General features: G+C 61.6%; 19 protein-coding genes and 5 pseudogenes. 16 read left to right on the top strand and 8 right to left on the bottom strand.

Going from position 1 to position 25,570, the window contains the following annotated elements; translation table 11 throughout:
* Positions 1-374: 374 nt before the first annotated feature.
* Complete coding sequence (locus M4J40_RS16285) at positions 375-2,606, top strand: methyl-accepting chemotaxis protein (RefSeq protein WP_251755442.1); 2,232 nt, start codon at positions 375-377, stop codon at positions 2,604-2,606.
* Positions 2,607-2,616: 10 nt separating this feature from the next.
* Here M4J40_RS16285 and arsN2 read toward each other — a convergent pair.
* The 5 genes and pseudogenes from arsN2 to M4J40_RS22555 all read right to left on the bottom strand — a co-directional run.
* Positions 2,617-3,009, bottom strand: a pseudogene (gene arsN2, locus M4J40_RS22570) (arsenic resistance N-acetyltransferase ArsN2); the annotation flags it as partial.
* A gap of 48 nt (positions 3,010-3,057) precedes the next feature.
* Positions 3,058-3,444: pseudogene (gene arsC, locus M4J40_RS22565) on the bottom strand (arsenate reductase (glutaredoxin)); the annotation flags it as partial.
* Positions 3,445-3,446: 2 nt separating this feature from the next.
* Positions 3,447-4,499, bottom strand: a complete 1,053-nt coding sequence (arsB, locus tag M4J40_RS16275; protein WP_251755440.1) for an ACR3 family arsenite efflux transporter — start codon at positions 4,497-4,499, stop codon at positions 3,447-3,449.
* Positions 4,496-5,023, bottom strand: a complete 528-nt coding sequence (locus tag M4J40_RS22560) for an arsenate reductase ArsC (RefSeq protein ID WP_311134147.1) — start codon at positions 5,021-5,023, stop codon at positions 4,496-4,498. Before M4J40_RS22560 ends, arsB begins: the two co-directional genes overlap by 4 nt.
* A 123-nt stretch (positions 5,024-5,146) precedes the next feature.
* Positions 5,147-5,383, bottom strand: a pseudogene (locus M4J40_RS22555) (ArsR/SmtB family transcription factor); the annotation flags it as partial.
* A 99-nt stretch (positions 5,384-5,482) separates the two neighbouring features.
* Here M4J40_RS22555 and M4J40_RS16265 point away from each other — a divergent pair.
* Genes M4J40_RS16265 through M4J40_RS16250 form a run of 4 tightly spaced genes read left to right on the top strand, consistent with a single transcriptional unit; the run spans position 5,483 to position 7,900 of the window.
* Complete coding sequence (locus M4J40_RS16265) at positions 5,483-5,785, top strand: helix-turn-helix transcriptional regulator (protein ID WP_251755438.1); 303 nt, start codon at positions 5,483-5,485, stop codon at positions 5,783-5,785.
* Complete coding sequence (locus tag M4J40_RS16260; protein ID WP_251755437.1) at positions 5,782-6,852, top strand: permease; 1,071 nt, start codon at positions 5,782-5,784, stop codon at positions 6,850-6,852. The genes M4J40_RS16265 and M4J40_RS16260 overlap by 4 nt, the downstream gene beginning before the upstream one ends.
* Before the next feature lie 18 nt (positions 6,853-6,870).
* Positions 6,871-7,644: a pyrroline-5-carboxylate reductase gene (locus tag M4J40_RS16255; protein WP_251755436.1), complete on the top strand. Its 774-nt coding sequence runs from the start codon at positions 6,871-6,873 to the stop codon at positions 7,642-7,644.
* Between the two features lie 19 nt (positions 7,645-7,663).
* Positions 7,664-7,900, top strand: a complete 237-nt coding sequence (locus M4J40_RS16250) for a thioredoxin family protein (protein ID WP_251755435.1) — start codon at positions 7,664-7,666, stop codon at positions 7,898-7,900.
* Positions 7,901-7,916: 16 nt separating this feature from the next.
* Here M4J40_RS16250 and M4J40_RS16245 read toward each other — a convergent pair whose 3' ends face one another.
* Positions 7,917-8,306, bottom strand: coding sequence for a hypothetical protein (locus M4J40_RS16245; RefSeq protein ID WP_251755434.1), 390 nt, complete (start codon positions 8,304-8,306; stop codon positions 7,917-7,919).
* A gap of 215 nt (positions 8,307-8,521) precedes the next feature.
* Positions 8,522-10,558, bottom strand: a complete 2,037-nt coding sequence (tkt, locus tag M4J40_RS16240) for a transketolase (RefSeq protein WP_251755433.1) — start codon at positions 10,556-10,558, stop codon at positions 8,522-8,524.
* 254 nt (positions 10,559-10,812) lie between these two features.
* Here tkt and M4J40_RS16235 point away from each other — a divergent pair, with 254 nt between their 5' ends.
* The 7 genes from M4J40_RS16235 to M4J40_RS16205 all read left to right on the top strand — a co-directional run bounded on the left by M4J40_RS16235 (position 10,813) and on the right by M4J40_RS16205 (position 19,743).
* Positions 10,813-11,292, top strand: coding sequence for an RpiB/LacA/LacB family sugar-phosphate isomerase (locus M4J40_RS16235; RefSeq protein WP_251755622.1), 480 nt, complete (start codon positions 10,813-10,815; stop codon positions 11,290-11,292).
* Positions 11,293-11,689: 397 nt separating this feature from the next.
* Positions 11,690-12,235 carry an NAD(P)H-dependent oxidoreductase subunit E gene (locus M4J40_RS16230; protein ID WP_251755432.1) on the top strand — a complete coding sequence of 182 codons (546 nt, stop codon included), beginning with the start codon at positions 11,690-11,692 and terminating at the stop codon, positions 12,233-12,235.
* 41 nt (positions 12,236-12,276) lie between these two features.
* Entirely contained in the window at positions 12,277-13,932 is a 1,656-nt protein-coding gene (locus M4J40_RS16225; RefSeq protein ID WP_251755431.1) for a NuoF family protein, read from the top strand.
* A 26-nt stretch (positions 13,933-13,958) separates the two neighbouring features.
* Complete coding sequence (locus M4J40_RS16220; RefSeq protein WP_251755430.1) at positions 13,959-15,713, top strand: NADH-dependent [FeFe] hydrogenase, group A6; 1,755 nt, start codon at positions 13,959-13,961, stop codon at positions 15,711-15,713.
* A gap of 1,121 nt (positions 15,714-16,834) precedes the next feature.
* Positions 16,835-17,830 (top strand): dihydroxyacetone kinase subunit DhaK, encoded by a 996-nt coding sequence (locus tag M4J40_RS16215; protein ID WP_251755429.1) that lies wholly within the window; start codon positions 16,835-16,837, stop codon positions 17,828-17,830.
* Between the two features lie 10 nt (positions 17,831-17,840).
* Positions 17,841-18,482, top strand: coding sequence for a dihydroxyacetone kinase subunit DhaL (gene dhaL / locus M4J40_RS16210; protein ID WP_405030765.1), 642 nt, complete (start codon positions 17,841-17,843; stop codon positions 18,480-18,482).
* A 145-nt stretch (positions 18,483-18,627) separates the two neighbouring features.
* On the top strand, positions 18,628-19,743 hold the full coding sequence (locus M4J40_RS16205) for an alcohol dehydrogenase catalytic domain-containing protein (protein WP_251755427.1): 1,116 nt from the start codon (positions 18,628-18,630) through the stop codon (positions 19,741-19,743).
* A gap of 80 nt (positions 19,744-19,823) precedes the next feature.
* On the opposite strand, the gene M4J40_RS16200 is transcribed toward M4J40_RS16205, so the two are convergent.
* Positions 19,824-20,642 carry a DeoR family transcriptional regulator gene (locus M4J40_RS16200; protein ID WP_251755426.1) on the bottom strand — a complete coding sequence of 273 codons (819 nt, stop codon included), beginning with the start codon at positions 20,640-20,642 and terminating at the stop codon, positions 19,824-19,826.
* A 523-nt stretch (positions 20,643-21,165) separates the two neighbouring features.
* Between M4J40_RS16200 and tal the strand changes: the two genes are divergently transcribed.
* The 4 genes and pseudogenes from tal to M4J40_RS22640 form a co-directional block, all read left to right on the top strand.
* Entirely contained in the window at positions 21,166-22,125 is a 960-nt protein-coding gene (gene tal, locus M4J40_RS16195; RefSeq protein ID WP_251755425.1) for a transaldolase, read from the top strand.
* Between the two features lie 1,268 nt (positions 22,126-23,393).
* Positions 23,394-24,020, top strand: coding sequence for a DUF2291 family protein (locus M4J40_RS16190; RefSeq protein WP_251755424.1), 627 nt, complete (start codon positions 23,394-23,396; stop codon positions 24,018-24,020).
* 13 nt (positions 24,021-24,033) lie between these two features.
* Positions 24,034-24,820 (top strand): annotated as a pseudogene (locus M4J40_RS22645) (ATP-binding cassette domain-containing protein); the annotation flags it as partial.
* A gap of 59 nt (positions 24,821-24,879) precedes the next feature.
* Positions 24,880-25,566: pseudogene (locus M4J40_RS22640) on the top strand (ATP-binding cassette domain-containing protein); the annotation flags it as partial.
* Positions 25,567-25,570 lie beyond the last annotated feature (4 nt).

Raw genomic sequence — 25,570 nt, 5'->3', positions numbered from 1 at the left:
CAATCACGGGCTTGGTGTCCCTAAGGGGGGGCGGTCTCCCGTCCGCCACCGCAACCGGAATGATACCAGATCGTGGTGGGGCTAAGTTACAAGGGGGGGCGATCCAAGTACGCCGTATCCTGATCCCCCTGTTGTAGCGCCTTTCTCAAAGCAAACGTCGAGATCTTTGATATGCAAAAATCGGCATATTGAGATCTGATCAGAAAAGGAGAAATAAATACGGAATTAACGACTCTGAACCAAAATATATCTTGGTTAATTTGAGTCGTATTCGGCTGTTTTCGGTCGGGCTGGTCAACTTTAGGTGCATTTTCCTAAATATTAGGCCATTGCCGCGAAGATGAGGAGGCGAATACGTGGGACGGAGCGGTCGAATGTCCATTCGGGGAAAATTGGCCATCGTCGTTGTCATGCTGCTTCTGCCTCTCGGACTGATGTCCGGCTTGTTCGTGCTGCAAAGCAAGAAAGACATTGCTTTCGCCGAAGCCGAGCTGGCCGGAACCGGGTGGCTTCGCCAGATGTGGCCTTCGGTTATGTCATGGGCATCTGCGCCGGATGGCGACGACGAGAAGATCCTGGAGGCGGCCAGATCGCTCATGGTGCCAGAGTATCCGGCATCCGTTCGTGACGCGGCCGGTCGTCTTTCGTTGTCGGGCAAAGCCACAGCCGAGGTCGGGGCGTTGTTCCGGGATCTGGCGACGGCTGCGGGCAACGATAGCAACCTGATCCTCGACCCTGACCTCGACAGCTTCTATGTCATGGATACGGTGGTGGTGCGTCTGCCAGACCTGATCACCCGCGCCGCCGAACTGGATATGCTGGCTCGTCATCAGTCGACCCTGAAGGAACTCGACGACACGGCCCGCGCCGCTTTCATCGTCCTGCTGGGCCAGATCGAAACCGACAGGAGCACGATCGAAGCATCGGTCGAGGTTGCCAAGAAGAGCAACCTGTCCGGCTCCGTAGCTGCCGCGCTCGACGGTCCGACAGCGGCTTTTGTCGACAGTGTCGAGGCCTTCTCGCAAACCGCCAACAAGGTTGCCGCCGAGCTTCGGAATGACGAGATGCGAGCCAGAGCCGACATCGCCGCACTTTCGGCGGCCAACAAGGCGCTGGTCGGGGCGGCGGACAGCTACTGGCGGCAATCGGCCGATCAGCTTGATGACCTGCTCGAAGTGCGTGTCGGAGGCTTCTGGGCGCGCATGTCCACCATGCTTGGCCTCGCGCTTGGCATTGCCATCCTGGCCATCGCCGCGGCCGTGCTCCTGTCTCGTTCGATCGTCCGCAGCATATCCAGCCTGGATGCTCATATCCGGGAGCTCGGCGATTCCGACATATCCACCGAGCTGGTGGAGGCCGGCCGCTCCGACGAAGTGGGGCAGCTGGCGCGCGCCGTCGCCTATTTCCGCGATAGGACCATCGAGAAGCTCAACGAGGCCAACTCGGAGGAGCGCCAGCGCGAAATCCTGCAAAACAAGCGGGCCGCGCTAGCCGGTGTGGCCGACCGCCTGCGCGTGTCGGTCCACTCGGTGGTGACCGCGATCAACGGGCTCGCCCAGAATGTCAGCGTCGTGATCGATGCCGTCGCGACCAATGCGTCGACGACGCGCAGCGAGCTGGACGTGTCGCTGGACCGCCTCGACCTTACCAACAAGGATATGAACGGCGTCGTCTCCGCCGTGACCGAACTGGCGGCTTCCTTGTCCGAAATTTCCCAACAGACCGCAGTTTCGGCCAAGGACGCGGAAACGGCTCGGACCTACTCGGAAGCGGCGAGGGCTCTCGGCACCAAGCTCACACAGGCGTCGGAGAGAATAGGACAGGTCACGACCTTGATCTCGGCCATCGCCCAGCAGACCAATCTGCTCGCCCTCAACGCCACTATCGAGGCGGCGCGCGCCGGCGAGGCGGGCAAGGGATTTGCCGTGGTGGCCTCCGAGGTCAAGCAACTCGCCAACCAGACGGCGGGCGCCACCGATGAGATCACCCGGCAGGTCGAGGACATTCGGGCCGCTGCCCAGGAGGTCGCCTCTTCGCTCGACGAGATCACGGGATCGATCGAAGCCATGTCGTCGCTGAGCACGACCATTGCCGGCGCGGTGGAACAGCAAAGCGCTGCAACATCGGAAATCAATGAGAGCCTGGATCGTTCGACGACAGCCAACCACGATGTGGTCGCCAGCCTCAACTGCCTGCCGACGCTTGCCTCTCAGACCGAGCAGGCCGCGGCGAAACTGGCCGACATGAGCGGCACTCTCGTCGGCCAGGTGCAAAGCTTGGAACATGAAGTCGACGCACTGGTACATGACCTCATGGACCAGCGGCGGCACCCGCGCAAACAGGCCGACGTCATGGTGGTGGTGGACTTCGCCGATGGCGCCCGGCGTTCGCTTCGCCTGCATGACGCGTCGCGTTCCGGCATGCGCTTGGCCAAGGTCGACGGCATGAGGGCCGGCACCGACGGTCGGGTCGTTCATCCGGTCCTTGGCCCGTTGGACGTCAAGGTTGTCTGGTGCAACGATCAGGTCATGGGCGTCCAGTTGATCGATCGCATGCTTTCGGATGGCGAAGTCGATCAGTTGGTGGTGAGCCGGCTCGCCGCGTAAGGGGGCTGGCCTATAGCCTGATCGCCCTCGATAGAATGACCGCCGACGACGGACAAAGCTCCCTCGCCTGCCGTGTGCCAAGGATGGCCTCGGGTGCATTCTCTCGTGCGATGCGCTTGAAGCCCATTGCCTCGAAGGCCTCGGCCGCCGATGTGGTCATCAGCCAAGCCGTCCGTCCGCCCTCGTCGAAGGCGCGACGGACGAGCCGCGACACGATGGCTTTGCCGGCTCCCTTGCCGCGCCAGGCCGGCAGCACCACAAGCGAGCGCAGGAAGGCGTCAGCCTCGTAAAGTTCGTGGCCTGCATACCCGACGATCTCGCCGGAGAGCGTGCGGTAGACGAAGAACCGCCGCCCCGGCTCGGCAAGATCGCTCGTGGGGAGGCTTTCCGCCGCGAGCGCCGCCACGAGCCCCGCGTCGCGGCCGGCCACCTCGTCATCGCGTAGGCAGATCTCGCCGTCGTCCTTGACGAAGTCGGCAAGCGGGGCCTCCGGCAACAGGTCCAGCACCATGTCGGAGGGTCGGCAGAGCCCTACGCCGCGCGGGCTCACCACGATCGGCCGGTTGATCAGGATCGGATGCGCCATCATGGCGTCGAGCAACTCGTCGTCGGTGAGCGCCGGATTGCCGAGTCCCAGCTCCGCATAGGGCGTACCCTTGACGCGCAGCACGTCGCGCACAGCCATGCCCATCCGCTCGATCAGCTGACGCAACAGCTCCCGGCTCGGCGGGCATTTCTGGTAGTCGATCACGTGCGGCTCTATGCCGGCATGGCGGATCAATGCCAGCGCGTTGCGCGAGGTGCCGCAGCCGGGGTTGTGGTAGATCACGATATCCATCGTCAGGCTGCCTTCTCGGCCGGGAAGAAGCGGCGCGACCACAGCGCCACATTGACGAGGCCGATCATCACCGGAACCTCGACCAGGGGGCCGATGACGGCGGCAAATGCGGCGCCGGAGTTGATGCCGTAAACAGCCACCGCGACGGCGATCGCCAGCTCGAAGTTGTTGCTGGCCGCCGTGAAGCACAGTGTCGTGCAGCGCGGATAATCGGTGCCGGCTTTCAGCGACAGGGTAAAGCTCAGTGCGAACATCACCACGAAATAGATGAGGAGCGGGATTGCGATCCGCACCACGTCGCCCGGGATCGTCAGGATCAACTCGCCCTTCAGCGAGAACATGACGACGATGGTGAAGAGCAGCGCGATGAGGGTGATCGGCCCGATCTTCGGCACGAAATGGCCGTGATACCAGTCCTTCGAGACAAAACGCAGCATGATCACGCGTGTCAGCACGCCGGCAATGGCCGGAATGCCGAGATAGATGAAGACGCTCTTGGCGATCTCGCCAATGGAGATGTCCACTTCCGACCCTGTCAATCCGAAGACTGGCGGCAGCACGGTGATGAAGAACCACGCGAATACCGAGTAGAACAGAACCTGGAAGATCGAGTTGAAGGCAACGAGGCCGGCGGCGTACTCCGTCGAGCCCTTGGCGAGCTCGTTCCAGACGATCACCATGGCGATGCAGCGGGCAAGGCCGATCAGGATCAGCCCCACCATGTACTCGGGCTTGTCCGGCAGGAAAATGATCGCCAGCGCGAACATCAGCACCGGTCCGATCAGCCAGTTCTGCACGAGCGAAAGCCCGAGGACCTTGAGGTCGGCGAACACCTTCGGCAGATCCTCGTAGCGCACCTTGGCAAACGGCGGATACATCATCAGGATCAGGCCGGCGGCGATCGGGACGTTGGTGGTGCCCACCGTTCCCGAGTTGATCATCGCCTCGACCGAGGGGAAGGCGTAACCAAGCGCGATGCCGAGCGCCATGGCGGCGAAGATCCAGAGGGTGAGGTAGCGATCGAGGAAGCTGAGCCGGCTGGCAACGGACGTCATTTGGTCTCTCCTGCCTTTGCCGTGGCTCCGTCGAGACGACCGATATCGCGCAAGTGGCTGGTCAGGGCCATGCGGTCAACGCTCGCAAGCGGCAGCGACTGGAAGGCGGTTATGCGGTTCTTGAGGTAGCGCGCGGCGGTGATGAAGGCCGCTTTCTGCTGGAAATGGGTGCCGACGACACGTGCCGGGTCCTCGATGCCCCAATGGGCGGTCATCGGTTGTCCGGGCCACACCGGGCAGACTTCACCGGCGGCGTTGTCGCAAACCGTGAACACGAAATCCATCTCGGGTGCTCCGGGAACCGCGAACTCGTCCCAGCTCTTGGACCGCAGCCCCTCGGTCGGAAACCCCTCTTCCTTCAGTACCTCGATGGCCAGCGGATTGACCTGTCCGGACGGGTGGCTGCCGGCCGAGAATGCGCGGAAGCGGCCGGCGCCATCCTTGTTGAGAATGGTCTCGGCGATGATGGACCGGGCGGAGTTGCCCGTACACAGGAACAGAACGTTGTAGACGCGGTCTGGCATGGACGCGCTCTCCAGAGGAAGGGAGGTGGAGCAACTCTCGGTGCCACGGCAATCGAAATGGCGGCCAAGCTCCGGGTGGCCCGCGCAGCAATCGTCGACCAGATAGCGCACGAGGCCGCGCAGCGCTGGCACCACGGCACGATAGATAATCTGCCGGCTGCGACGTTCCGATGTCGCGAGGCCGGCGCGCGTGAGGATGGCGAGATGGGTCGAGAGCGTGTTCTGCGGCACGCCCAGCCGCTCGGCTATGTCGCCGGCCGCCAGGCCTTCCGGCTCGTAGCGGATCAGCAACTGAAAAACGTCGAGGCGCGTCTGCTGCGCCAGTGCCGAGAGGGAATCGAGAGCTTGTGTCTTATCCATATATCGACGCTAGACGAAATATGGATATAAGACAATATCCGGATTGTCGGGTGGCTCATTGAGTAGTAGTTGCTGATAAGCGCATAAGCGGATGACCACATGAAAGACCCCGTCGACATTCTCTCGGCTCTTGCCGATCCCACCCGCCTCGGTGCCATTCGCCTGCTCTGGGATGGCGAGGAGCATTGCGTCTGCGAGTTGATGCGCAAGCTCGGCGCTTCGCAGTCGCGCATGTCCCGTCACATGGCGACACTGAAGGTGGCTGGCTTGGTCACCGACCGGCGCGACGCCCAATGGGTTCGCTACCGTCGCAATCCCGCCCTCAGCCCGGCCGTGACCGCCATGGTCGACGCGGCGCTGGCGCTGCCCTCCGCCGAGTTGGCCGAGGAGGTCGCGGCATGACCAGCTGTTGTCCGCTCCCCACACCGCCCAAGCCGGGGGGCGAACCTCATGCCCCGTTGTGGATTGGCGCCACCGTTGCCGCGATCGTGCTATGGTTCGTCGTCTATCAGCTGCTGCAGCCGGCTTCGCTTTGGGCCGTGGCGCATTTGCCCGTCGCGCAGGGCAGTCACCTTGCCGACGCTCTTGCCTTTTTCCTCTACGATACGCCCAAGGTACTGATGCTGCTGACGCTAGTGGTTTTTGCCATGGGTGTCGTCCGCAGCTTCTTCTCTGCCGAGAACACCCGCCGGCTTCTGTCCGGCAAGCGCGAGGGCGTCGGCAACGTGGCTGCCGCCTCGCTCGGCATCGTCACGCCTTTCTGTTCGTGCTCCGCGGTGCCACTGTTCATCGGCTTCGTTTCGGCCGGGGTACCGCTCGGCGTTACCTTTTCCTTCCTCATCGCCGCCCCCATGGTCAACGAGGTCGCCCTGGGCCTGTTGTTCGGCCTCGTCGGCTGGCAGGTGGCGCTCACCTATCTCGGCTTCGGCCTCGGTGTGGCCATTGTTGCCGGCTTCGTCATCGGCCGCTTCCATCTCGATGGCTGGCTTCAGCCCTGGGTGCGTGAGGTGCGCATGGGCAACGTCGATCTGCCCGATCGCAAGCTCACGGTCGTCGATCGCCTGCAAGCCGGGCTCGACGCGGTCGCCGACATCGTCGGCAAGGTATGGATGTGGGTGATCGCCGGTATCGCGGTCGGCGCGCTGATCCACGGCTATGCTCCGGCCGATCTCCTCGCCTCGATCATGGGCAAGGATGCCTGGTGGTCGGTGCCCGCCGCCGTCGTGGTTGGCATCCCCATGTACTCCAACGCCGCCGGCATCATTCCCATCGTCGAGGCGCTGATCGGCAAGGGGGCGGCGCTCGGCACCGTGCTGGCCTTCATGATGGCGGTGATCGCCTTGTCGATGCCGGAGATGATCATCCTGCGAAAGGTCCTGACCGTCCGGCTGATCGCGGTTTTTGCCGGCGTCGTCGGGGTCGGCATCCTGGCCGTCGGCTATCTGTTCAACATCCTCTTCGTTGCCTGACGCGGCAAAGGAGCAACCATGAGAACCATCGGTTTCGTCGGTGGCGGGCGTATAGCCAGAATCATGATCGAGGGCTGGAAGAAGGCCGGCGCCTTGCCGAGGACGGTCGTCGTCTTCGACGTAAACTCCGAACAGGCGGCGAGGCTTGCATCCATCGCGCCCGAAGTGACGCCCGGTACCCTCGCCGAGGCGGCATCCGCCGACCTTGTCATCGTCGGCTTGCATCCTCCGGTGCTTGCCGAGGCGCTGCCAACGATCAAGGGGCACCTGAAGCCCGAAGCGGTTCTTCTCTCTCTGGCGCCGAAGATGAAGTTCGCCGGTCTTTCCAACCTGCTCGGTGGCTTCTCCCGCCTTGCCAGGCAGAATCCCAACGCGCCATCCATCGTCGGCAAGGGGTACAATCCCATTGCCTTCTCCGTGGGGCTTCCGGAGAACGAGCGAAGTACGCTCCTTACGTTGATGGAGCCACTCGGCGACTGTCCAGTGGTGGATGAAGGCGCCCTAGAGGCTTATGCGCTGATCTCCGCCATGGGCCCAACCTACCTGTGGTTCCAGCTCAAGGAACTTGAACGCCTCGCCGTGGAGTTCGGTCTCACGGACGCGGCGGGCCGCCGAGCGGTCGAAGCCATGGTCAATGGTGCCTCAGCCACACTGTTCGAGTCTGGCCTCGCGCCCGACGATGTGATGGATCTTGTGCCGGTCAAGCCGCTCGCGGCTGACGAAGCGGCGATTGTCGGCGCCTACAGGGATCGCCTGAAGCCGCTGTTTCAGAAGCTCACCTCACCCACCTGAACTCAACGTGGAGGAAATCATGAAAGACATCAAAGTTCTTGGCTCCGGCTGCAAGACCTGCCAGCTCACGGCCGATCTCCTGAAGGCCGAGGCCGAAAAGCTCGGCGTATCGGTCACCATCGAGAAGGTCACCGACTATGCTGCCATCGCCGGCTACGGCATCGCGGCGACGCCGGGCGTGGTGGTTGACGGCAAGGTCGTGCATGCCGGCGGCCTGCCAAAGGCGGCCGATGTCGACGGCTGGCTGAAGGCCTGAAGTCGTTCGAAGGGCGTCAGAGATGCCCGATCGCATCGACGAGCAGCTTTGCCAACACGCTCCAACCCTCGCCGGTCAGCCAGACGAGTGTGAAGGCGCCAACGAGGCCGCCGACGATTCCGGAAACGATGCCGATGACGACGGCGCGCCAGAACCCGCCCCAAAGCCCGGGGGCGGGGTGCGCCGCTGCCTTGGGTACGCGCTTGGGTGACCGCTCCGAGGGCGGGGCGCTCATCGGGCCGATGCGGTCCATTGGCCCAAGCGTCAGACCGGGCTTTTTCTTGGTGTTGTCATCAAGGCGGGGCTCGGTCTTGCCACTTCCGAACGCATCCTGATCCGGAAGGTCATCGGTTATGTCGAGAAGCGGGCCGAGATCCGGCTCGATGTCGCGCGCGTGCTGGTTCATCGTGTGACCTTGTGCTTTTCGGCAAGGTCGATACGCGGCGTTTGCGGCATTTATGCGGGCCGCTATGTCCTGTAGGCAACGATTCTGCCCCTCCCGAAGCCAGCTTCTTGTTGGGAACCGTGCCGGAGCGGGAGTGACTCCGGCACGGCTCCGATCGGGCGGGAGGAGGCCGCCCTATCTCATCATGAAGGTATGCGCGAGGCTTGGGGCCGCGTTCAGGCGCGCCCCGCCAGGGCCTTTGCCTTGGCAACGATGGCCTCACGGGTGATCCCGAACTCGGCATAGAGCCGTTCGGCCGGGGCCGACGCGCCGAAGTCGTCGAGGCCGATGACGTCCTCTTCGCTTTCGACATAGCGTGTCCAGCCGAACTTTCCCGCTGCCTCGACGGCAACACGTGGCGCCGAGCCAAGGACGGACTCGCGATAGGTCTTGGGTTGCGCTTCGAAAAGCTCCCAGCACGGCATCGAGACCACGGCGACGGAAAGCCCATCTTTTGCGAGCACTTCCGCGGCCTCTATGGCCAATGATACTTCGGTGCCGGTGGCGAGTAGCGTCACGTCGCGCTTGTCGCCGCCAAAGCTGCGAATGACGTAGGCGCCCGAAGCGACGCGGTTCTCCGTGGGGGCTTCTCCGTCATGGCCGCGCAACTGCGGCACAGCCTGCCGCGAGAGCGCCAGCAGCGAGGGACGATGACGGCTGCGGACTGCGACGTCCCAGCACTCGAGCGTTTCCACCACGTCCGCAGGGCGGAACACCAACAGGCGCGGCAAGGCGCGAAGTGACGCCAGATGTTCGACGGGCTGATGCGTGGGGCCGTCCTCGCCGAGCCCGATCGAGTCGTGGGTCATCACATAGATGGTGCCGATGCCCATCAGCGCCGACAGGCGTATGGCGCCCCGAGCATAGTCGGAGAACACCAGGAACGTGCCGCCGTAGGGGATGAGCCCCCCATGGGCGACCATGCCGTTCATCATGGCCCCCATGGCGAACTCGCGCACGCCATAGCCGATGTAGCGGCCCGACTGGGAGCGGGTGAACTGGCTGTCGACCGCTTTGACACGGGTCAGGTTGGAGCCGGTGAGGTCGGCCGAGCCGCCGATCATCTCAGGTGCGGCGGCGGTGATCGCTTCGAGGGCGATCTGGCTGGCGCGGCGTGTGGCTACTTTCTGAGGCTTGGCGAACAGCTCGCGTTTCAGCTCCTCGACGGCATTCGGGTATCCAGAGGGCAGGGCGCCGCTGATGCGCCTTTCGAACTCATCCCGAAGCGCGGCCGGTTGGGCCGCAAGGCGGTCTTGCCACGCCTGGCGTGCCGCCGCGCCGCGACTCCCGATCTGGCGCCAACGCGTGAGAAGATCGTCGGGAATCTCGAAGGCCGGTGCGGTCCAGCCGAGCGCCGCCTTGGTTGCGGCAGCTTCCTGGGCGCCAAGCGGCGCGCCGTGGGAAGATTCCTTGCCGGCCTTGTTGGGAGATCCGAAGCCGATCACCGTGCGCATGGCGATCAGAGATGGGCGAGTTGTCGCAGCTTTGGCGGCGGCGATCGCCTGATCGAGTGCACCGATGTTGTGACCGTCGCATGTCTGGACGTGCCAGCCGCAAGCCCGGAACCGCGCGGGAATGTCTTCGGAAAAGCTGACGGTCGTGGACCCGTCGATGGTGATCCCGTTGTCGTCATAGAGAACGACTAACTTGCCGAGGCCAAGATGACCGGCCAGCGAGGCCGCCTCCTGGCTGATGCCTTCCTCAAGGCAGCCGTCTCCGCAGAGGACATAGGTGTGGTGATCTACGACATCCGCACCGAACTCGTCGGAGAGTCGCCGTTCCGCCATCGCCATGCCCACCGCGCCGGCGAGGCCTTGCCCGAGTGGCCCGGTCGTCGTCTCGATGCCCTTGGCATGGCCATATTCGGGATGTCCGGCTGCCTTCGATCCCCACTGGCGGAAGGCCTTGATCTCATCGATCGTCATGTCCTGATAGCCGGTGAGATAGAGCAGCGCGTACAGCAGCGCCGACGCATGGCCGTTGGAGAGTACGAAGCGATCTCGGTCGGGCCAGTCGGGGTGGGCGGCATCGAACTTCAGGTGACGGGCGAACAACACTGTCGCGGCATCCGCCATGCCAAGCGGTGCTCCGGGATGTCCTGAGTTGGCAGCTTCGACGGCATCTATGGCGAGTGCCCGGATGCAGTTGGCGAGCTGGAAGTCCACCGGAGCGTGGGTTGCCTTTTCTCTGATCCAGTCTGATGTGGTTGACATGCTGGTCCTCCCTTTTGCGACAGCCTCTACCGCAAAAGCACAAAAATATCAACATAAGTTATCAAACCAACATAATTAGGTTGATTTGGCCTGTTACGGTGTTATCTTCGCCTCATAAAGCCCAAAGGCGCACAGGGTGGTGAGAATTTGATCGTTTTGTCGGGTGGCAAGGCGTGTGAGTTCACATCCCCGCGGTGGAGGGCATAGGGCCCGGATAGCGAGCGCGGGCGCCAATATGCGGAGAGGAAAGCATGATCAAGGTGGCAGTGGCCGGTGACAGTGCCGGAGAAGGGCTGGCCCATGTGCTGGCCGAACATCTCAAGTCTCACTTCGAGGTGTTCGAAGTGTCGCGTACCGGTAATGTCGCCGATCCATTCTATGCCAACCTTGCCGACCGGGTTGCAACAGGTGTGCTGAGCGGAGCCTACGACCGGGCCATCCTTATCTGCGGAACGGGCATCGGTGTGTGTATCAGCGCCAACAAGGTTCGGGGCATTCGCGCGGCCCTGACGCATGATGTCTACTCTGCCCAAAGGGCGGCTCTTTCCAACGATGCTCAGATCATCACGCTTGGCGCACGCGTCGTGGGGGTCGAACATGCCAAGCTGATTGCCGATACCTTTCTGAATCTGACCGGAAAGTTTGATCCAAATGGACCGTCTGGAGGGAATGTAAAGGCCATCGAGGACGTCGACAGAAAGTACGCGGCAGCAGCCGACGGCGGTCCGAACTGACGGGCGTTCAGCGCTCGGTTGAGGTGAAATCTCCTTCTGCTGGACGGAGAGGAGGTGGCTGAAAAGCCGCCTTCGCACCTGCTTGGCGGCAGCGCAGACAGAATGAGTTCTTCTGGAAACGTTTCGGATCGAATATTCATGCCGTCATATAGGGAACTCTACTTCTTGATGAGGCGGCGATGATGTGAAAGCCTCCTCAAGTGTTGAGGCGGGCGGCACGGATCGAATGCTTGGTGGCTCCGAAAATATGAAAACAAGAATCTAAATATTCGGATGCGACTGGAAGGCGAGTTGATTGCGGTAATCTCTTAAAACTGGAGTAAAGAGAACCACAATTGCATTCGATGGCCTTCTAAATCGATTGAGGTAGCAACAAAAGACTGCACGGGTAATGACCATGAGTGAAGATACAGCATTGGATGATGTCGAGTCCGAAGTCGAAGAGGCTCCGGAGGACGAAATCGTCGTCCTGGCTCAGAAGTGGAAGAAGAAGCGAGGCAGCCTCATCATGGCACTGCATGAGCTTCAAGGGCGCCTCGGTTATGTGCCGCGCGAATCCGCCATGAAGCTTGGCCGTGAAATGGGCATTCCGCTTGCCAACATCTACGAGGTGTTGACCTTCTACAACTACTTCAAGCTGGAAAGCCCCGGCAAGTACATCATCTCCGTTTGTACCGGTACGGCCTGTCACATCAAGGGGTCGCCGAAGCTTCTGCATGGCATCGAGAACGAGCTAGGCATCAAGGAAGGCGAAAGCACGCCCGACGGCGAGTACCACCTCCAGGGTGTGCGCTGTCTCGGGTGCTGTGGCCTTGCGCCGCTCGCCTCGGTCAATGGCAAGGTCTACGGCAAGCAGGACGTCACCGACGCGCATGGGCTGCTCGAGAACGTCAAGCGGGATGAGCCGATGCACGTTGCCGCAGAGTCCGCCGACGCCGAGTAGGCCGCCGAGTTCGACCAATTCCAGACACAAGTGGGACCGTTATGAAGCCGGAAGAGCTTGAAGTGAAAGCTGCCGCCGAGCTTGCCAAGCAGCAAGCAATGGACGTGCGCCTGGTCTGCTGCTCGAGCACGGGCTGTCAGTCATCCGGCGCGGCGGACATCGTCGCGCGTATCAAGGCCGATATCACCGAAAGAGGACTGGTTGGCAAAGTTCAGGTTGGCGGCACGGGCTGCATGGGCCTGTGCAGCAAAGGGCCATTGGTTCGCATGACCTGCAAGGGGCACGAGGATGTCCTGTTCAGCGAGATGACGCCCGATCTCGCGACGCGCCTCGTCGAGGAGGTCGTTGCTCCGGTTGCCAATGGCGAAGAGATCCATGATCCCGTCGGACCGCTTGGCGCCCACGTCGTCGATCTGCATGCCGCCTTTTTCGCCTTGCAGGAGCGCGTGGTGCTCTCCAACAATGGTCATGCCGATCCTGAAAAGCTCGCCGACTATCTCGTGCATGGCGGCTATCAGGGCCTCCGAAAAGCTCTCACCATGTCCGCCGAGGAGATCTGCCAGGAGGTGCTGGCATCCGGTCTGCGCGGCCGTGGTGGCGCTGGTTATCCGACCGGTCTCAAGTGGGACTTCGCCCGCCGCATGCAGTCGGACGTCAAGTACGTCATCTGTAATGGCGATGAAGGCGATCCGGGCGCTTTCATGGATCGTTCCGTGCTGGAGGGTGATCCGCACGCCGTCCTCGAAGGCATGATGATCGCGGCTCGCGCCATGAATGCCACCAACGGCGTGTTCTACATCCGTGCCGAATACCCGCTCGCCGTCGATCGCATCGAGAAGGCCATCCGACAGGCGCGCCAGGCCGGCTTGGTCGGGCGCAACATCCTGAACTCCGGTTGGAGCTTCGATTTCGACGTTCGTCTGGGCGCTGGCGCCTTCGTCTGCGGCGAGGAGACGGCTCTCATTGCCTCGGTGGAAGGCAAGCGCGGCACGCCGCGCCCCCGGCCGCCGTTCCCGTCCGTCAAGGGACTGTGGGACAAGCCGAGCTGCGTCAACAACGTCGAAACGCTTGCCAACGTGCCGCGCATCCTGCTCAAGGGCGCCGAGTGGTTCGCCGCCAAGGGGACGGAAAAATCGAAAGGCACCAAGGTCTTCGCGTTGACCGGCAAGATCGCCCACAATGGTCTCGTCGAGGTGCCGATGGGCATTACCATCCGCGAGATCGTCGAGACGATCGGCGGCGGCACCGGCACCGAGCGCAAGGTGAAGGGCGTGCAAACCGGCGGTCCGTCGGGGGGCATGATCCCGGAAAGCCAGTTCGACACGCCGATTTCCTACGAGCACCTGCAGCAGCTCGGCTCGATGATGGGGTCCGGCGGTCTCATCGTCATCGATGATCACGACAGCGTCGTCGAGCTCGCCCGCTTCTATCTCGACTTCTGCGTCGACGAGTCCTGCGGCAAGTGCGCGCCCTGCCGTATCGGCGGAACGCAGATGCTGCATCTCCTCGACAAGATCGTCGCCGGCGACGGCACGGAAGAGGATATCGCGAACATCAGGATGATCGCTCAGGCCATGCAGAAGGGCTCCCTCTGTGCGCTGGGGCAGACCGCGCCGAACCCGGTGCTGTCGGCGCTCAAGCATTTCCCGTCGGAGTTCACCGAGCGTCTCAAGCAGCCCGCGGCTGTGGAAGTCTGATTTCCCGAGATCGAAAAGTGGTCGAAATGACAGACATGATCAACGCAACGATTAACGGCGTGCCTGTGGAGGTCGCCCCGGGAACCACCATCCTGGACGCGGCGCGCAAGGTTCACGTGAAGATTCCGACGCTCTGCAAGCATCCGGACCTCGAGGCAACCGGCGCCTGCGGCATTTGCATCGTCAAGGTGCAGAACACCGGCAAGATGCTTCGCTCCTGCTGCACTCCCCTCGACGAAGGGATGGACATCCTGACGGAGACGCCGGAGATCGTCGAGGTGAGGCGCGGCGTGCTGGAACTGACGCTGTCGCGTCATCCCAACGAGTGTCTGACCTGCCTCCGCAACCAGAACTGCGAGCTTCAGGCCCTCGCGGCCGATTTCGGCATGACCACATCCGAACTGCCGAACATCGTGCCCGATCTGCCGCTCGACACGTCCACGAAAAGCATCGTGCTCGATCCGCGCAAGTGCATCTTGTGCGGCCGCTGCATCACCGTCTGCCAGCAGCACCAGAACGTCTGGGCGCTGAGCTTCCTCAATCGCGGCTTCAAGACGCGGATCGCTGCCGCCGGTGATATCCCGCTGGCCGACTCCCCTTGCGTGCGCTGCGGCCAGTGCTCGGCCCATTGCCCGACCGGTGCCATCGTCGAGTATGACGAGACCGTTGCCGTCTGGAACAAGCTGCAGGACCCCGAAGCCTACTGCGTGGTGCAGATCGCGCCCGCCGTTCGCGTCGCCGTCGGCGAGGCCTTCGGTTTCCCGATTGGCGCCAACCTGACCGGCAAGATCTACGCCTCTCTGCGCCGAATGGGGTTCAAGGCGGTATTCGACACCAACTTTGGCGCCGATCTCACGATCATGGAGGAAGCCTCCGAGTTCAAGAGCCGCCTGCTCGAGGGAACGGGAGCCCTGCCGCTGATCACCAGTTGCTGTCCGGGCTGGGTCGATTTCATGGAGAAGTTCCATGGCGACATGATCGACCATTTCTCGAGCTGCAAGTCGCCGCACGAGATGGTCGGCGCTCTCTCGAAGACTTACTATGCCGAGAAGATGGGTATCGATCCGGCGAAGATCTTCGTGGTTTCGGTCATGCCCTGCACGGCCAAGAAGTCGGAGATCATCCGGTCCAAGGAGATGAGCTCGTCGGGATATCAGGACGTCGACGTGTCGCTGACCACGCGTGAGTTTGCGCGCATGATCAAGCAGTCGGGCATCGACTTCGTGACCATTCCCGATGAACAGCCCGATCACATGCTCGGTGCCTACACCGGTGCCGGCACCATCTTTGGCGCCACCGGCGGCGTCATGGAGGCGGCTCTTCGCACGGCTCATTACTACGTTACCGGTCATGACGCGCCGCGTGTCGATTTCGAAATGACGCGTGGTCTGGAAGGCGTCAAGGAAGGCAAGCTCAACGTTGCCGGCAAGGAGATCCGCGTTGCGGTGGCCCACGGCCTCGCCAACGTCGAGCAGGTGCTGGAAAAGGTGAGGGCCGCCCGCGAGGCCGGCGAGGAACTGCCCTATCACTTCATCGAGGTGATGGCCTGTGCCGGTGGTTGCGTTGGCGGCGGTGGACAGCCCTATGGTGCGACCAACGAACTGCGCGCCAAGCGTGCCGCTGGCCTGTATCAGGAAGATCAGGCTGGGCTCTGGCGCTGCTCGCACCACAATCCCTACATCAAGGAGCTCTACTCCGAGTTCCTGGGTGAGATTGGCGGCCACAAGGCCCACGATCTTCTCCACACCGGCTATCAGGTGCTACCGGAATATAAGCGCTGAACTCGCGTCAACCGCCGGGGGACTCTGTGTCCCCCGGCGGGAGAATGCGTGGGTCGTCTAGCTCTGCCCCCCCCCTGCGCCCTGGAACTTTGCCATGCGCTGGGCCAGCCGAGCCTAGCCGACGCGTCTTCTGGATGATATTCGCGCCTCTGCCCCGAAGCTCCGTTGATCTGGTCAAGCAGATCAACGGAGCTTCGGTCGTTTTGGCGTCCCATCTCAAAAGTGCTCGTCTCACTCCTGCCGGGTAAGCCCAAACGCGTGGCTGGCAGGATCGGTTGATCGACGTTTCCCTGGTGAGCTCCCCGAGCCGCGATCTCCGAAAAGCAGCCGACTGTGCGGAAACACGTTCCGAGGGGGGTGTTTGACGCCCGAGATGGACCTTGGCGCAGGTTGGTCGGCATAGCGTGACGACTGTCGTCAGGTATATCCGTTCTTTGGACGCTACCTCGAAGTAAAAATATAGTAATTTGTGGGGCATGAAATATAGAATTTTATATATGACGCTTTTATCGGAGTATACATATTGTATATGAGATTTGTAAATTCACTTTTTATTTAGTGGCGGCTATGAGCGCATGTTAATGATATGTGATTTTTAGTATGAGTATGGGTGTAGATATTATCCAATAATTTATACTACAATCTATGCCTTTATTGCGACGGAAGTCAGCAAAATCCTTATGCGCAAATGAGCGGTGGGCGAGTCGATTGCTCGACCGTGCTGGTTGGACTGACGGGTCGATTTTGTTCAGTGTGTCATGTTCAGGCCGGAAAGTGATCAGGAAATCCGGATAATCGTGGCTGGTCGCGTCAAAAATGGTATTTTTGTATCAAAAACGATGTCAGTTTCGCCCGTAAGAACGCGAACAAACGCTCATGCGTGTTGACATCCGGCCGGGCCGGGCGTAGCGTTTCTTCAAATAACAAAAGCAGCAACATGACTGCGTAGGGAAGGAAACAGGTCGCTAGGTCCACGCATATAGACGTGCCAGCGAGCGGCTTGCCAAGTTTGAAGTACAGCGACTGCTTTCGTTCCAGACGTTTGCGGTGACGGGCAAGATATGTCCGGCGTATGAATGGTCGGACACATAATAATAACTGGGTTAGGGTGGAGACGACCGATGAATAGAATATTCAACGATCCCGATCTTATGGTCGAGGATGCCGTTCGCGGCTATCTCAAGGCGCATCAGGATCTGGTATCGGAAACAACAAATCCGCGCGTGATAAAGGTCAAGTCCGCGCCGAAAGCCGGCAAGGTCGGCGTGGTGACGGGCGGCGGCTCCGGTCACGAGCCTGCCTTTCTCGGCTACGTCGGCGAGGACATGGTCGATGCGGTCGCCATCGGAGAGATCTTCTCCTCGCCCACGGCCCAGGCTTTTCTTGATGCATTCAAGGCCAGCAACGGTGGCGCCGGCGTCGCCTGCCTTTACGGCAACTATGCCGGCGACAACATGAACGTGAAGATGGCCGTCAAGATGGCTGCCAAGGAGGGCATCACCGTCAAGACCGTGGTCGCCAACGATGACGTGGCCTCTGCGCCGAAGGATGAGCTGGCCAAGCGCCGCGGCGTCGCCGGCGAGATCCTGATGTGGAAAGTCGGCGCGGCGCGCGCTGCCGAAGGCGGCAGTCTCGACGAGGTGATCGCCGCCGCTCAGAAGGTGATCGACAACACTCGTTCGATCGGCATCGGCCTCAGCCCTTGCACGATCGTCGCGGTCGGGCATCCCAACTTCCAGATCAAGGATGGTGAGATGGAGGTCGGCATCGGTCACCACGGCGAGCCGGGTGTCTCGGTGATGAAGACCAAGCCGGCGGCCGAAATGGCCGACATGATGCTGGACTATGTGTTGCCAGACCTGCCTTTCGCTGCGGGCGACAAGGTCGCGGTCTTGCTGTCGGGTCTTGGCGCGACGCCGATCATGGAGCTCTACATTCTCTATGACCGCATTGCCGAGGTGCTTGGACAGAAGAAGATTGATATCAGGCACAACTTCGTCGGCAACTACTTCACGTCCCTCGAGATGATGGGCGCGACGCTCACCGTCATGCGCCTGGACGACGAACTGGACCGGTTGCTTGCCCGTCCGGCGCGTTCGGTCGGCCTCGTGAAGTAAGGAAGGATGGATCATGAACCTTCCCGTCAGTCAGGCCGGCTTTCTGGTAACCGACCTCGTCAAGGCGATCGTTGCCGAGCGCGATCATCTGAGTGAGATCGATGGCGCCATTGGTGACGGAGACCATGGCGTCAACATGGCCAAGGGTTTCAACCTGTGTGCCCAGGCGCTCGGGACGCCGACGCCGGGCCTGAAGGAGAGCCTTGGCATTCTCGGCAACACGCTGATGGCCGGAATCGGGGGCTCGATGGGGCCGCTCTACGGCACTTTCTTCAACGAGATGGCAGACTCCCTTGATGGAGTTACCGAGCTCGATGCCTCCGCTTTCGGCCGAATGATCCGCGCTGGTCTCGACGGCGTGCTCGATATCGGCGGCGCCAAGCCCGGCGACAAAACGCTGCTCGACACCCTGGTGCCGGCGGTGGAAGCCTTCGAGGCGGCGGTGTCGGCCGGCAAGCCCTACCGGGTGGCGCTCGACGACATGGTCGAGGCTGCGCGAAAGGGGCGTGACTCGACGGTGGCAATGATTGCCAAGGTCGGCCGGGCCAGTCGTCTCGGCGAGCGTTCGCGCGGTGTGATGGATGCCGGATCGGCATCGTGTTGCATCATTCTCGAAACACTAGCCGCCAGCGTCGCCACCAAACTCGACTGAACAAAGCGGCGGCAATGCTCTTTCAGAGGATCGGCCGTGGCCGGGCGCCACGGTCGGGAAAGGGCTTGCCGGCTGCCGCTTGTACCTAGTTGGCGGCGTTCTCTCGGCCAAGCCGCTACGCCGCCGAACCCTCAGGGAGGAAGAAATGAACTTCGTGAAGCATCCCCGCTCGATTTCACTTGGCGAACTGCCGGCGAAGATGGACGCCGTCGTTGCCTACGCACCCGGCGATTTCCGCTTTACCCAGGTCGATGTGCCTCGCGCCGGTCCGGACGAGATCATCATCAAGGTCGAGGGGTGCGGCATCTGTGCCGGCGACATCAAGAGCTATGACGGCGCGCCGTCCTTCTGGGGCGACAAGGATCAGCCTGCCTACATCAAGGCGCCGATGATTCCGGGCCACGAGTTCGTCGGCATCGCCGTGGAACTGGGCGAGAACGTGGCCGCCGAAGGCAAGTACAAGCTCGGCGATCGGCTGATCTCCGAGCAGATCGTGCCGTGCGGCCATTGCCGGTTCTGCCAGCGTGGCGAGTACTGGATGTGCGAGAAGCACGACGTCTATGGTTTCCAGACCAACGTCAACGGCGCCATGGCCGGCTACATGCGCTTCCCCAAGGAGTCGCGCACCCACAAGGTCCCCAACGACCTTCCGCTTGAAAAGGCCGTTCTTGTCGAGCCTTATGCCTGCTCGGCGCATGCGGTCAATCGCGGCAATGTCCAGTTTGACGACGTGGTGGTGCTATCGGGCGCCGGCACGCTTGGTCTCGGCATGGTCGGCGCCCTGAGGCTCAAGAATCCGAAGAAGCTGATCGTTCTCGACGGCAAGGAGGACCGGCTCGAGCTTGCCAAGAAGTTCGGTGCCGACATGGTCCTCAACCCGTTCAAGGAGGATGTCGACAAGATCGTCAAGGATCTGACCGACGGTTACGGTTGTGATGTCTACATCGAGGCCACCGGTCACCCGTCCAGCGTTCTCCAGGGCCTCAAGATGATCCGCAAGCTCGGCCGCTTCGTCGAGTTCAGCGTCTTCAGCCACGACGTCACCTGCGACTGGTCGATCATATCCGATCGCAAGGAGCTCGACGTGCTTGGCGCCCACCTCAGCCCCTACGTCTATCCTTTCGTCATCGACGCCATCGCCGACGGCCGCTTGCCGACCGAGGGCGTGGTCACTCACAAGCTGCCGCTCAAGGACTACGACGACGGCTTCAAGATGATGAAGAAGGGCGACAAGTCTCTCAAGATCATGCTGGTCCCCTGAGAGAAGCTATTGTTGGGGCGACGCCGTCGCCCCAACATGATCTCCGGGCGCGGGGCGCGCTTTCAGAGATCAAGCGCCGTTCAGTCCGCCGGAACGGCCTCGACGATGCGCAGCTGCACGTTGCTCTTTCGCAGCAGCTCGGCTTCGGCCGGTGGGATGCCGGAATCGGTGATCACGGTGTCGAACTCCGTGAGGCCGGCGAGACGGATGAGCGCCGTGATACCGAATTTCGAGCTGTCGACCAGCAACACGCGGCGGTCGACCGCTTCCATCAGCGCCCGCTTGGTCCGAACGACGTCTTCCTGCTGGTGGTAGGCCACGGAGCCGAGAATGGTCGAGGTCGACATGAACAGCGTGTTGGCCCTGAGCGTCGAAACGGTCTTCTCGCAGAGATAGCCGAAGAAGGCATTGAAGCGGGAGTTATAGTGACCGCCAAGGCAAATGGTCTCGATGCCGTGCGCTTCCTTCAGCATGTCGATCACCGTGAGACTATTGGTGATGACGGTCAGCGGCTTGCAGCCAACGATCAACGGCGCCATGCGGGACGCGGTGGTCGAGTCGTCGAGAATGATCGCCTGACCGGGTTCGACCATCTCGATGGCGGCGCGGGCGATGGCCTCCTTTTCCGCGTCGGCGAGGCGAGAGCGATAAAGGATGGTGCTTTCGACCAGGCTCGACGAGTGAACGGTTACGCCACCGTGGACGCGACGAACGATGCCTTGTTCCTCGAGGATCTTGAGGTCTCGGTGAACGGTCATCCGGCTGACGCTGAAATGCGTCGCCAACTCGTCCACCTGGGCTGAGCCGACAGGCAGGAGGTACTCGAGGAGTGCTTTGCGCCGCCCCTCCGGTCCTGAAGACGGCTTCACGCCCCGGCGTCGGTCATGTTCGATATCCACGGTCGTAACGTTCCTTCTAGGAAATCTGCCCCCGGTGTTAGCACAATTTGACGAAATTTGTAGCACCTTGTCGTCACACCGCACACTGCTTTCGGCGAAGGGCAGGGAGGGGAGCTCTCCACATCCGAAGAGGCGTAGCGGGGGGCAGCCGGGTGCGCTTTGCCTCGGTGCAGCGATCTGGCGCCATCGCTGACCAAACTGAAATATCTGGCCGTCAAGCGAAGACTCCAGGCTTGTTTGCCGGAGCAGGCGCTTTTCGATCGGGTCGGTTCAACCTGATCGGCGGAACTCCAGCCTGCTGCCTACCCCTGGGGACGATAGTTATCCGGAGAAGGCCGCCGTTATGGGCATACATGATGTCGGATAGCCAAAATAACCGATATCATGATACATAAGCAACAAAATATGTTATATTTTCTTGACTGGAGCGCGTGACCTGCTACGTTCCGATCATCCCGTTTCCAACGAAGAGTCTGCGCCAGGCGGCGAGGTCGCCCATGGGCCCGGAAGGAAGGAAATCGTCATGACCGACAAACTCGCCGGGCTGGCCCGGCACACGGTAATCGTCGCCGATAGCGGCGACATCGCTCAGATCAAGGCTGTACGGGCGCAGGACTGCACCACCAATCCGAGCCTCATTCTAAAGGCGGCAAGCAGGCCGGAGTATGCCGCCTTGATGGACGATGCCGTCGCCTATGCCGTTGCTCGCGAGAGTGATGCCAGCGCCCGTCTTGAGCTGGCGCTCGACAAGCTGGCGGTCAACTTCGGGGCGGAACTGTCCCGCATTGTGCCAGGCTACGTATCGACCGAGGTCGATGCCCGCCTGTCGTTTGATACGGCCCGCACGGTGAAGCGAGCCGAGCGCCTGATCGCTATCTACAAGGAAGCAGGCGTCGACCCGTCGCGTATCCTGATCAAGATCGCCGCGACTTGGGAAGGCGTGAAGGCCGCCGCCGAACTCAAGGACAAGGGTATTGCCTGCAACTTGACGCTGATCTTCGCCAAGGCGCAGGCCGCCCTGTGTGGCGCCGCCGGTGTCTTCCTGATTTCGCCGTTTGTTGGGCGAATTACCGATTGGTACAAGGCGCATGGCGCGGTCGTGACGTCCGCCTCGGACGATCCTGGCGTTCGTTCGGTTCGAGAGATCTACGACTACTTCCGGGCCTTCGGCTACAAGACGGTGGTGATGGGCGCCTCCTTCCGCAATACCGACCAGGTTCTTGGTCTCGCCGGTTGCGACCGCCTGACGATCAGCCCCAATCTTCTGGAGGAACTTCGTGCTGCCGAGGGGGAGGTGGAACGCCAGTTGGGCGCCAACCCGCCCTCACGCGACATTCGTCGTCTCGATCTCGACGAGACGAGCTTCCGCTGGCAGCTCAATGAGGACGCGATGGCCACCGAGAAGTTGGCCGAGGGTATCCGGCAGTTCGCCAAGGATACTGAAACCCTGTGCGGCCTGTTGCGCGCCAAGCTGCCGGCCTGATCGGGCGACGCGCCCACAAGTGGCGAGAGTCTCGGGCGTGACGGAAGCATTTCCGCGCGCTGTTACATGTAGATTGGAATGGTCGTTCGCCTGGCGGATGGCCATTTCGTTCTGTGGCCGGCGATCGCTCCGCTTTCCTCGGAAACAGAACATGACGCGACCTGGCTCTGGCTTCCAGGGGGATGAGAGGCCCAGTGCATGCTTTCGGCCTCTCGTCTCTTGCAAGCGCTCGGTCTTGGTGTCGTCTATGTTTCCGGCGTTTGCCGGAGCCCTTCGGGCTCGTCGATGCCTACAAGGCCCTTCGCGATGACATCCATGTCGGAGGATTGCTCGCCGAGGTTCGCCACCAAGACTTGATCCGCGCGATCGTCGGCCGCGAAGTGTCTGATGAGTCTGCTCAGATCAGCCAGCCGAGCGAGTCGTCAGGATAGGGGTGAACGGTCTCCGTCGACCTGGCGCCTTCGAAGCTATTACCTTCTCGGCGCACACGGGCGAGAGACTCGGTAGGTGTGGGTCGATGGGCTCTGGCCGAGCCGACATGTTCTGGCTCTTGTTCGGGCTGGAAAAATCATCGCCCGGCCGTTGTGACTTCGGCCTTGCTGCCGGATGCCTCGCCTTCAACGGCTGTGCTCGGCCGTCATGGCCGCCGCTGGAGTATCTCTTCCCTCCATACTGCGCGTGAAGCTTGGAAAGATACGCTCGATGGGGGGGCTGCCTCATCGTCAGATGTGCGGCCGATACTTACAACCGGATGAGTTGTGGTGTTACGTTTGGTGGTGTGCGGCCGCTGATATGCGTATTGACCGTCCGGGGTGGAGTGGGTGTATCGGCCGAGTTCTGTCAACTATATGTTTAGGCTCGTTAAAATGCCGATCCAGGACTTTCGGGACGGCGGGCCGGCTGACAAAACCGGTTTGGTTTTCCGACCTTTGGACGAGACGAAAGAACATGTTTGTGGTATAAAAAAAACATAAGTTATTGACATCGGTGTTACGGTTGCCGTATGGTTTGATCAAAATAACAACAGATCACACGCTCGGTGGTGAGGAGAAGCCCGAGGCGCGTCGACTGGGAGGACACGCAGAAACATCACTTTCGATGCCTGCCAGGCATCGTGGTCGGGCACTCATGTCTCGGCCGCCGGCGATATGCCGACAAAGGATGCGCCGCGTCCAACCAGCCTCAGTGTGGTCATCAATGGTCGGGGTTCCTAGGCGATGATCAAGAAGGCGAATGCGGCAATCGTTGAGACGAAGATGGAGAGGCCCATGTCGTCCGGGCGACGGAAGCGGCGTCTTGCGTTGCTGGGTGGCGTGCTGGTTGTCGTTCTGGCGATAGCGCTCGATACCAAAGTGGTTCGGATCGGCTCGTCCGATGATCTGCGACAGGCCGGGTTCTCCGCGGCTGTCTACGGCGCCAAGGCCTTCCCGGAAGTCAAGGCGGCAATCGAGAGTCGCGCCGTAGAGGCCGCCACGCTCCAGCAGGCCATTCTCGCCAACAAGGACGAAGCCATCGCCAAATACGGAGTCGCGGGTGGCTCCGGGCCGGTCTTCTCGGTGAAGTTCGTCGGTGTCGCGGGCGAACGGCTGGCGTCCGGACTATGCGAGGTCAAGGTCGCCGATCTGCCGGACGTGAAGGTCCGAGTCCAGACCGGGCCTGCCATCAACGGTACGGAGTTGCGGGATGCACCCGGAACCATTTCCTTCGGACAGTTCACCAACCAGATCGAGTATCAGAATGCTGGCTCGGCGCTGAACAACGAGATGAAGAAAACGGTTCTCGCATCCGTTGACACCGGCGCCCTGGCCGGCAAGACGGTCTCCGTGGTCGGCGCCTTTCGGTTGATCAATCCGAAAAGCTGGCTGGTGACGCCGGTTCGCCTGGAGGTCCAGTAAAGTGGACACATCCATCTTCCCCACTTCTGAGCCGGAAACGTCGGACATCGTGCTGAGCGCCAGGAATGTCGCCAAGACATTCGGCAGCATTCAAGCCTTGAAGGGCGTGAACTTCGACGTCCGTCGCGGGCAGGTGACCTCGCTGTTCGGAGAGAACGGCGCCGGCAAGTCCACGCTGATGAAGATCCTGTCGGGCGTCTACAAGCCGACATCCGGCACGATCATCCTCGATGGCGAGCCGATCGAATTTGACTCGTCGACCGACGCGCGCAACCACGGCATTTCCATCATCCATCAGGAACTCAGCCTCGCGCCGAACATGACGGTGCGCGACAACATTTTCATGGGACGGGAAATCCGGACCATGAAGGGTGTGGACTTTGCCGAGGAAGAACGGCAGTGCCGCCTGTTGCTCGCCGAGCTCGAGGAGAACATAGACCCGAAGACGAGGGTGGAGGAACTGCGCCTCGGACAGCAGCAGATCGTGGAAATCGCTCGCGCTCTGTCGGTGAACAGCCGGATCCTCATCATGGACGAACCGACGTCCGCGCTCTCGGCATCCGAGGTGGAAGTGCTGTTCAAGGTGATCCGCGACCTGAAGAGCCGGGGCGTATCGATCGTCTACATTTCTCATCACCTTGAGGAAGCGCTTCAGATTACCGATCACGCCGTCGTCCTCCGGGATGGCAACATGACCGCGTATGCGCCGCGCGGAGACATCGATCTCGAGTGGATCGTTCGCCATATGGTTGGCGAACATTTCAACCTCGGAACGCCGCCGACCGGATACGAGTTCGGTGACACCGTGCTCAAGGTGGGCGCGGTCACCGTCGTCGACGCCACTGGGAACCAGAAGCTGGTCGATGAGCTGTCGCTCGAAGTTAGAGCCGGGGAGATCGTCTGCATTTACGGCCTGATGGGGGCCGGGCGCACCGAGCTTCTTGAGTGTCTGGCTGGCCGGCTCGCGGCCCGACAAGGGCGGGTACATCTGCACGGTCGCGACATTACCCGCGCCAGCATTGCCGAGCGGATTGCCGAGGGGCTGGTGCTGGTGCCCGAGGACAGGCAGCGAGATGGTCTGGTGCAGACCATGACCATCGGACAGAACCTGTCGCTGGCCAATCTGCTTCGCCTTGTCCGCGGTCCTTTCACGTCCAAGCGACTTGAGCGCGAGCATGTCGACAACGCCATCCGGCGGACCACCGTCAAGGCCGGTTCGCCCGATCACCTGATCGGCTCGCTGTCCGGCGGCAACCAGCAGAAGGTCGTCATCGGCAAGATGTGGTCGACCAATCCCAAGGCGATTTTGCTCGACGAGCCGAGCCGCGGCATCGACATCGGCGCAAAGGCGGAGGTCTTCCGTCTGCTGGCCGAGGGCGCCCGCGAAGGCCTCGCCGTTCTCTACACGACCTCTGAAGTCGGCGAGTGCCTGAGCGTCGCTCATCGCATCATCGTCATGCACAAGGGAAAGATCTCTGCCGAGTTCGGCTCAGATGTGACCAAGGCACGAATTATGGCGGCTTCGGGCGAAGCCGTTGTCCACTAAAGTC

Origin of the sequence: Pleomorphomonas sp. JP5 (genome assembly GCF_023721815.1) — a bacterium.
Taxonomy (GTDB): Bacteria; Pseudomonadota; Alphaproteobacteria; order Rhizobiales; family Pleomorphomonadaceae; genus Pleomorphomonas.
The sequence above is the reverse complement of the archived record's forward strand: the minus strand, read 5'-3'. Positions and strand labels throughout refer to the sequence as shown.

Bases quoted from the DNA above. Each gene is read 5' to 3' on its own strand.
- M4J40_RS16225 (WP_251755431.1), top strand. From the start codon at position 12,277: ATGAAGCCGGAAGAGCTTGAAGTGAAAGCTGCCGCCGAGCTTGCCAAG.
- M4J40_RS16205 (WP_251755427.1), top strand. From the start codon at position 18,628: ATGAACTTCGTGAAGCATCCCCGCTCGATTTCACTTGGCGAACTGCCG.
- M4J40_RS16190 (WP_251755424.1), top strand. From the start codon at position 23,394: ATGTCGTCCGGGCGACGGAAGCGGCGTCTTGCGTTGCTGGGTGGCGTG.
- M4J40_RS16220 (WP_251755430.1), top strand. From the start codon at position 13,959: ATGACAGACATGATCAACGCAACGATTAACGGCGTGCCTGTGGAGGTC.
- tkt (WP_251755433.1), bottom strand. From the start codon at position 10,558: ATGTCAACCACATCAGACTGGATCAGAGAAAAGGCAACCCACGCTCCG.
- M4J40_RS22560 (WP_311134147.1), bottom strand. From the start codon at position 5,023: ATGCCAGACCGCGTCTACAACGTTCTGTTCCTGTGTACGGGCAACTCC.
- M4J40_RS16260 (WP_251755437.1), top strand. From the start codon at position 5,782: ATGACCAGCTGTTGTCCGCTCCCCACACCGCCCAAGCCGGGGGGCGAA.
- M4J40_RS16230 (WP_251755432.1), top strand. From the start codon at position 11,690: ATGAGTGAAGATACAGCATTGGATGATGTCGAGTCCGAAGTCGAAGAG.
- M4J40_RS16245 (WP_251755434.1), bottom strand. From the start codon at position 8,306: ATGAACCAGCACGCGCGCGACATCGAGCCGGATCTCGGCCCGCTTCTC.
- M4J40_RS16255 (WP_251755436.1), top strand. From the start codon at position 6,871: ATGAGAACCATCGGTTTCGTCGGTGGCGGGCGTATAGCCAGAATCATG.
- M4J40_RS16285 (WP_251755442.1), top strand. From the start codon at position 375: ATGTCCATTCGGGGAAAATTGGCCATCGTCGTTGTCATGCTGCTTCTG.
- M4J40_RS16250 (WP_251755435.1), top strand. From the start codon at position 7,664: ATGAAAGACATCAAAGTTCTTGGCTCCGGCTGCAAGACCTGCCAGCTC.
- arsB (WP_251755440.1), bottom strand. From the start codon at position 4,499: ATGACGTCCGTTGCCAGCCGGCTCAGCTTCCTCGATCGCTACCTCACC.
- M4J40_RS16215 (WP_251755429.1), top strand. From the start codon at position 16,835: ATGAATAGAATATTCAACGATCCCGATCTTATGGTCGAGGATGCCGTT.
- M4J40_RS16265 (WP_251755438.1), top strand. From the start codon at position 5,483: ATGAAAGACCCCGTCGACATTCTCTCGGCTCTTGCCGATCCCACCCGC.
- tal (WP_251755425.1), top strand. From the start codon at position 21,166: ATGACCGACAAACTCGCCGGGCTGGCCCGGCACACGGTAATCGTCGCC.